This window comes from Yersinia sp. 1252 StPb PI (assembly GCF_048593885.1).
GTDB classification, from domain to species: Bacteria; Pseudomonadota; Gammaproteobacteria; order Enterobacterales; family Enterobacteriaceae; genus Yersinia; species Yersinia enterocolitica_E.
In genome coordinates this window covers 1-6745 of record NZ_JAZGQE010000222.1, presented here as the reverse complement: position 1 = coordinate 6745, position 6745 = coordinate 1, and the positions used below count along the sequence as shown (strand labels likewise).

Genomic DNA, 6745 nt, shown 5'->3' with positions numbered 1-6745 from the left:
AGAATAATTCAGAATAATATAATGCCTGACTGTATCAGTCCCTTCGTCAAGGTGAGGTGACACTTTGCATTCCATCGGCCAACTGGCTATAGTAGAGGTAGCCATATGACCGAGGAGGTTACATGAGAGCTTATCAGCCTACCCCCACAGCCAAGGCAGGGGCGCTCTGGCGTGAAATTGGTTTGCCGGCCAGTCGTGGCACGGTATTGGTGGATAGCATCAAATTGGGTTTTTCTGTCGATGTCATCGACAGCATCCATCTCTGGGCGTCCATACCTAAATCTGAAGTATTGCGTGCTACCGGTATTCCCAGCCGTAGTCTAACCCGTAGACGCACCCATGATGGCCGTTTTACCCCGGAAGAGAGCGAGCGAATTGCGCGTTTCGTGCGAGTAATGGATGCCGCCGTTGATCTATTTGGTGGTGATAAAGGCAAAGCCATCGTCTGGATGTCGACGCCAATTAAGGGGCTTGGGCATCGCAGCCCTGACTCACTGCTGGAGACCGAAACCGGCGCGCTAGAAATCTGTGATTTAATTGGCCGGCTGGAACACGGTGTATTTTCATAGCTGAGTGCCAGGAAGGATAAAAGTTCTATAGGGAAGATGACATGGATAAGTTCACAATTACTGGCAACCCGACGGGGCAATACTTATGATGCTCTATCGCATTGTGATGCGCCGTTATCTTGCTTCAACCTGGACCGGCTATGGCGCTGAAATCTATGGCGGCCGCTGGAATCATAAAGGCCACGCTGCCATCTATTTAGCCAGTAGTGTGTCACTGGCAATGCTGGAAACACTGGTGCATATTCAAGACAGCTCAACACTCAGTGAGTTTGAATTATTTCAAATTGAGATTGATGATAGCAATATCATGCTGTTACAGCCACAGGATTGGCCCATTGACTGGCGTAACGACCCCGCACCTGCCGCTACGATGGATATCGGCACCGAGTGGTTGGCATCAGAATCATCAATTGGATTACTGGTCCCGTCCACACTGGTGCCATCAGAACACAATATGCTGGTCAACCCACGCCACAAAGATTTTCAGGCCTGTTTGAGTACCGCCAAAACACTCTCCTTCGCCTTCGATCCGCGATTGAAATAGCCAACTGATTACGGTTTAGCTTTGTCTTTTTTCGGCAGCGTATTTTTCAATTGGCTAATCAACTGGCGGCGAAAATCTCCCAGTTTAGGTTTATCACCATCCAGCCACGGTAACGGGCGACATAGCTCCATCGCTTTGATACCCAGTCGGGCGGTCAGTAGCCCCGCCCCGATCCCTTGCGCCGCACGAGCCGATAAACGAGCGGCCAAATCCTGTGACAACCAATCCATACCCACTTCTCGTACCAATTCGGAAGCCCCGGCAAAGGCAATGTTCAGTAACACTAAGCGGAATAACCGAATTCGGCTGAAATATCCCAATTCGATACCATACAGAGCGGCAATACGATTAATCAGACGAATATTACGCCAGGCGATAAAGGCCATATCCACCAACGCCAGAGGACTGACCGCAATCATTAATGCTGATTCAGCAGCGTAGCGGCTAATTTCTGCCCGTGCCTGATTATCCAGTGCTGGCTGTACCAGTTTGGCATATAACTCAACCACTTCTCGATCGTTATGAGTCTCATGCAGTGACGCCTGCCAACGTTGCAGTGCCGGATGCCCTTGCTCCAATCCGGCCTGACGCGCCAGTTTTTCACAAAAGGCGCGCCCTTGCCCGATACCGTGACTCACCAGAAGTTCGCGTGCGACATCGCGCTCTTGTGCCCGCTGGCGTAAACGGTATAGACGCCGCCACTCGGTCAACACCGAACCGACCCCAGCTACCACAATCAGCCCACCGGCAGTCGTTGCCCCCAGTGCTATCCAATCCTGCTGCTGCCAAGCCTGATTAACCCATTGCACTGACTGGGCAATCACACTGACACCAAAGAGTGCCAGTCCGGCCGTCACCATTTTGCGCCACAGACTGCGTTTGGGTTTCAGCGCAGCATTCACCAACCCTTCCACCCGCCCTTCTTCATCTTCAGCGTCTAGTTCAGGTGCCGCAGGGTAGAAGTTCTGCGCGGTTTGTTGATCAAAAGCCTGTGCTGCTTTTAATACTGGCTCATCAAGAGGCTGCAAAGGCTGTTCAAAATCTATCCGTGGTTTCAACGGCTCACTCATCGCAACTTATCTCCCAATAAGAACTCCATCACTGCATCCAGCCGAATATGGGGCAATGGGCTATCAACATTCACCGCTTGTGGGCGAAATTCATCAAAATGAAAACCCTGTTGCTGCCAGAATGCCGGACCAGGCAAACGCGCCGGGACATCCCCCGGGAATACCGTCAGCGGTACACCATCCAGCAGGCGATGGCCACGCAATGCAGGGATTTTTTGCCCCTGATGTTCGACTATGCCACTTTCTGTCGCCTGTACCGATGCTAGCCCAACACAATCCATACTGATCCCTTCGAAAGCAGCATTTTGCCAGGCTTCCTGCACCAACTGCTGGAGTAACGATACCAGATTCGCGTGTTGATCCGCCGTCACGTGATCCGCTTTAGTCGCCGCAAACATCAGCTTATCGATACACGGCGAGAATAAGCGACGGAATAATGTTCGTTTTCCGTAATGGAAACTCTGCATTAATTGGGTCAGAGCCAGGCGCATATCGTTAAATGCCTGCGGCCCGCTGTTCAAGGGTTGCAAACAATCCACCAGCACAATTTGTCGATCAAATCGGACAAAATGCTCTTTATAAAAACCTTTCACCACCGAGTTGCAGTAATAGCTAAAACGGGTACGTAACATACCCAAATTGGAATGTTTATCCGCCTGCGCCAGCCGTGATTCACTCAGTTCATTCACTTCCGGCCACGGGAAAAACTGTAGTGCAGGCGCACCAGCCATATCACCAGGCAGGACAAACCGCCCGGGTTGAATGAAATGCAGGCCTTCATTCTTGCAGCGAATAAGATAATCGGTATAAGCCTGTGCAATGGCCGCTAGCTGGTTTTCGTCTGCCGGTGCTAACGGATCACACTGCTGACACAATGTTAGCCAAGGTTTGGCCCACTGTGCGCGATCCCCTTGTAGTAGGCCCGCCATCTGGCGGGACCAGCTTAAATAGTCCTGTTCCAACATAGGCAGGTCCAGTAACCATTCACCGGGATAATCGACAATCTCCAAATAAAGTGTCGATGTCTCTTTAAAGTGGCGCAAAAGCGAATCACCAGAACGAAAGCGCAATGCTAAGCGAATTTCACTGACGCCACGGGTTGGAGTTGGCCAGTTTGGCGGTGTGCCATATAAAGACGCCAATCCTTCATCATAGGTAAAACGTTGAATACCCAAATCACGCTGCGGCACCCGTTTTACACCCAGTAGCCGCTCTTCGCGCACAGCCGAAAACAGCGGCAAACGTGCACCGCTGTGGACATGAAGTAATTGATTCACTAACGAAGTAATAAAGGCAGTTTTCCCGCTGCGGCTCAAGCCGGTTACTGCTAAGCGGAGATGGCGATCCATCCCACGATTAACCAAAGACGTAATCTCATTTTGCAGTCGTTTCATGCTTCTCCTTGGCAAATTGGCCAGCAGCTGCCTGCATTGCGCGTTTTAACATTGGCTCTAGCAGCATCAGCAGCAACCAACGCAGGGGCTTGCGGCTCACACTCTTTACTATCAAGCCAGCCGCACTGGCCGGGCCATAGGCCAATGCAACAGTAAAGATAATTTTAACCAGTGACGTTAATACTACACCTGCACGTGAACGGGCGGGATTATTGTTCATCTTTTGCCCTCCGGCAGGCTATATGGATAGGTAAGTAACATCTATGGGCAACATTCCCGGCTGCAATAATTGGTAACACTACAACTGGCGAAAACGGCTCTGGACACCAAAAGTCTCAGAGGTGACATAGCGCTCTACCTGGCGCAAACGCTGCTCCCCGGCGCCCAACTCAAACTCTAGTTGATCCAGAAGCTGACGAGGCGTTGCTTCATGCTGCCCATTAAAACTGGCTGCGGGGACCGGTTCCAGTATAAAAGTCAGTACGATATAGGCCGCGATAGTGAAAACAAACAAACCAAAGAACAGGGATAACACCACCATCACCCGAATCAATCGTACTGGAATATCAAAATAGTGGGCCAGACCAGCACACACCCCTTTGATCATCCCCTCTTCTGGCACCCGGTACAGTTTTTTGCCACTTAACATATTATTTTTAAAAACATCGCCCATTATGACTGCCTCCAGTTCGGATGTTGCGCATCAAGAATTTCTTCTAATGTTTGAATCCGTTCCCGCATCCGGCGAGCATCATCAGTTAACTGTGATAGGCGCTGCATATCCTGATGACTAAGCTGAGCGCCACTTTGCTGGCGATTGCTGTAATGCAGCCATAACCAAATAGGTGCGACAAACAGCACAAAAATGGTCAGTGGTATGGCAAGAAACAGGATACTCATTCGTTCCCCTTAATCATCTGGCGGGTATCCGCATTTTAATTATGGCAGGCCGCTTTATTACTTACGGCCCGCTCGATATATTTTCGCCACTAAAGCGATAAGACAGAGCAAAAGATAGGGCTTACGCAAATGGATCAAGACCATTACTCAGCCGAATTCATTTTCGCTTTCAGGGCGGCCAACTGGTTACTGATTTCATCATCTGCTTTCAGTTCAGCAAACTGGCTTTCCAGCGACTTTTGTTTGCCGACCCCCACAGTTTCAGCCTCAGCTTCCATATGGTCAATACGCCGCTCGAATTGCTCAAAACGTGCCATAGCTTCGTCGAGTTTCCCACTATCGAGCTGGCGGCGCACATCGCGAGATGACGCAGCAGCCTGATGGCGCAGGGTCAGCGCCTGTTGTCTGGCGCGGGTTTCAGTTAGCTTACTTTCCAACTCGCTAATTTCATGTTTCATGCGGCTCAGTGTTTCTTCCACTGTAGCCACTTCACGGGTCAGTGTATCAATCAGTGCAATAACTTTTTGTTTTTCAATCAGTGCTGCGCGGGCTAAATCTTCTTTATCTTTACGCAGTGCCAGCTCGGCTTTCTCCTGCCACTCTTGCTGCTGACTTGCGCTGTGATCGATGCGGCGCAACAACTGTTTTTTCTCAGCTAATGCGCGGGCAGATGTTGAACGAATTTCGACGAGTGTATCTTCCATTTCCTGAATCATCAGGCGTACTAATTTTTGTGGATCTTCCGCTTTATCCAGCAATGTATTGATGTTGGCATTCACGATATCGGCAAAGCGTGAAAAAATACCCATAATGTATGTCCTCTTTGACTTAATGGCTTTCTGAAATAGTGGCGTCTGGTTGCATCCATTCGCCTAACTCTTGTGCAATAACTATTATCAAGAGTCGTGCCAACTTTTCATGAGTTTTAATAAGTTGAAAAATAACAAAAAAATATTTTCTGCTTAAATTAAGATAGAATGTAAAGTGAGTGTTTTAACCAACTATTGGCGAATTTCATCATGAGCGAGCAATTAGAAAACCTGTTAGGCGAAGCAAACTCTTTTGTTGAAGTGCTGGAGCAAGTTTCCGGGCTGGCAAAGCTGAATAAGCCGGTATTGGTGATTGGTGAGCGAGGTACCGGTAAAGAGCTGATTGCTCATCGGTTGCATTATTTATCAAACCGTTGGCAGGGGCCGTTCATTTCACTTAACTGTGCCGCGTTGAATGAAAACTTACTCGATTCAGAATTGTTTGGTCATGAAGCGGGAGCGTTTACCGGTGCTCAGAAGCGCCATTTAGGGCGTTTTGAACGCGCGGATGGGGGTACCCTCTTTTTGGATGAACTGGCAACAGCCCCCATGCTAGTACAGGAAAAGTTACTGCGCGTGATTGAGTATGGTCATCTGGAGCGCGTTGGCGGCAGTCAGCCACTACAAGTGGATGTACGATTGGTTTGTGCTACTAATGACAATTTGCCCGCGTTAGCGCAGGCGGGCAAGTTCCGCGCCGACCTGCTGGACCGGCTCGCCTTTGATGTGGTGCAACTACCGCCGCTACGTGAACGCCAGCAAGATATCATGTTACTCGCTGAACACTTTGCCATCCAGATGTGCCGAGAGTTAGGTTTACCACTGTTTCCGGGCTTCACCTCTGCGGCAAAAGCGCAATTACTGCAATACCGTTGGCCGGGGAATGTCCGTGAGTTAAAGAATGTGGTTGAGCGCTCAGTCTATCGCCATGGCAGCAGTAGTCAGCCATTGGATAATATTATTATCAATCCTTTTGCTGTGCGGCAAGTCTCTGAAAGCAAAGATCCAGAAGTTGTCGATGATCACCTGGCGGCATTACCTCAATTGCCCCTCGATCTAAAGCAATGGTTACATCACAGTGAACAGCAGATGTTAAAACATGCTTTGGAACAGGCACGATTTAATCAACGTAAAGCCGCCAGTTTACTCGGGCTAACCTACCATCAGTTACGCGGCATGTTAAAGAAACACGCTATTTTGAGTGGCGACAGTGATCAGTAGAAAATACTTCGTTCAGCGCAGAGGATTATCACCGGCTGTCCTGAGCGAAAACTTAATCAACTCCCCCCACCCCCCGCAGATATTTACCTTTAACACAAACATTGACAGGAAGACTAATTAAATATGCGGCTTGCGCAAAACTGGATAATCCTTTCCCTCCATTACCATTAATTTTATCTTCTGCTATGGTTCCATACCAATTATCATCTACTTTAATATTAATCGCGTTAACTGATAT

The 6745-nt window shown here is 49.1% G+C and carries 9 protein-coding genes and 1 pseudogene; 3 read left to right on the top strand and 7 right to left on the bottom strand.

Annotation, left to right across the window (positions count from 1 at the left end):
* The first annotated feature begins 122 nt into the window (after nt 1-122).
* Nucleotides 123-569, top strand: coding sequence for a DUF2384 domain-containing protein (locus V2A85_RS21090; protein WP_372559090.1), 447 nt, complete (start codon nt 123-125; stop codon nt 567-569).
* 85 nt (nt 570-654) lie between these two features.
* Nucleotides 655-1113: an RES family NAD+ phosphorylase gene (locus V2A85_RS21085; RefSeq protein ID WP_372559091.1), complete on the top strand. Its 459-nt coding sequence runs from the start codon at nt 655-657 to the stop codon at nt 1111-1113.
* An 8-nt stretch (nt 1114-1121) separates the two neighbouring features.
* Here the strand turns inward: V2A85_RS21085 and V2A85_RS21080 are convergent, their stop codons facing one another.
* From V2A85_RS21080 to pspA, 6 genes are all read right to left on the bottom strand, one after another.
* Complete coding sequence (locus V2A85_RS21080; protein ID WP_372559092.1) at nt 1122-2183, bottom strand: TIGR01620 family protein; 1062 nt, start codon at nt 2181-2183, stop codon at nt 1122-1124.
* Nucleotides 2180-3577 (bottom strand): YcjX family protein, encoded by a 1398-nt coding sequence (locus tag V2A85_RS21075; protein WP_083158770.1) that lies wholly within the window; start codon nt 3575-3577, stop codon nt 2180-2182. Before V2A85_RS21075 ends, V2A85_RS21080 begins: the two co-directional genes overlap by 4 nt.
* Complete coding sequence (gene pspD, locus V2A85_RS21070; protein WP_083158769.1) at nt 3558-3797, bottom strand: phage shock protein PspD; 240 nt, start codon at nt 3795-3797, stop codon at nt 3558-3560. Before pspD ends, V2A85_RS21075 begins: the two co-directional genes overlap by 20 nt.
* Nucleotides 3798-3875: 78 nt before the next feature.
* Nucleotides 3876-4250, bottom strand: a complete 375-nt coding sequence (gene pspC / locus V2A85_RS21065) for an envelope stress response membrane protein PspC (protein WP_193784654.1) — start codon at nt 4248-4250, stop codon at nt 3876-3878.
* Nucleotides 4250-4477, bottom strand: a complete 228-nt coding sequence (gene pspB / locus V2A85_RS21060) for an envelope stress response membrane protein PspB (protein WP_032906081.1) — start codon at nt 4475-4477, stop codon at nt 4250-4252. The genes pspC and pspB overlap by 1 nt, the downstream gene beginning before the upstream one ends.
* A 143-nt stretch (nt 4478-4620) precedes the next feature.
* Complete coding sequence (gene pspA, locus V2A85_RS21055) at nt 4621-5286, bottom strand: phage shock protein PspA (protein WP_372559093.1); 666 nt, start codon at nt 5284-5286, stop codon at nt 4621-4623.
* A gap of 210 nt (nt 5287-5496) precedes the next feature.
* Between pspA and pspF the strand changes: the two genes are divergently transcribed.
* Nucleotides 5497-6507, top strand: a complete 1011-nt coding sequence (gene pspF / locus V2A85_RS21050; RefSeq protein ID WP_420072273.1) for a phage shock protein operon transcriptional activator — start codon at nt 5497-5499, stop codon at nt 6505-6507.
* A gap of 52 nt (nt 6508-6559) precedes the next feature.
* Here the strand turns inward: pspF and V2A85_RS21045 are convergent.
* Nucleotides 6560-6745 (bottom strand): annotated as a pseudogene (locus tag V2A85_RS21045) (hypothetical protein); the annotation flags it as partial.